The 439-nt window shown below is 73.3% G+C and carries 1 pseudogene; it reads right to left on the reverse strand.

The features are described 5' to 3' along the window. A pseudogene (locus tag HWY05_RS37980) lies at positions 1–439 on the reverse strand (PLP-dependent aminotransferase family protein); the annotation flags it as partial.

The raw sequence follows: 439 nt of genomic DNA on the forward strand, positions 1-439 counted from the left end.
CGGCCGATGGAAATCGATCGCGTCGCCCAGCGCGGCCTCCAGCCCGTCGCAGAGCGCATCGCACTTGTCGCGATAGGCCGCGGCGATCACCGGCAGATGCCGCTCCAGCGCGCCCTCGGCCAGGTACTCGGCGGCGATCGCGTGGGTCCACGGCGAGCTGCACAGGTCGACGGTCTGCTTGGCGATGGTGCAGCGCCGGGCGATCTCGGCCGGCGCGACGGTCCAGCCCACCCGCAGCCCCGGCGCGACGATCTTCGACAGGCTGGCGAAATGCACCACCCAGTCGCGCGAGCGCGGCGCCGGTCGGGTTGGCGAAGGTCGGCACCGTGTAGAGCAGCTTGGGCCGCGCCACGCGCCCCGAATCGAGCAGCTCGGCCAGCGCCTCGACATCCAGCCCCGGGGCGTGGGTCGGCAGCGTGACGATGCGCGCCTGCGCCAG

The organism is Paraburkholderia sp. BCC1876 (assembly GCF_902833695.1).
Taxonomy (GTDB): Bacteria; Pseudomonadota; Gammaproteobacteria; order Burkholderiales; family Burkholderiaceae; genus Paraburkholderia.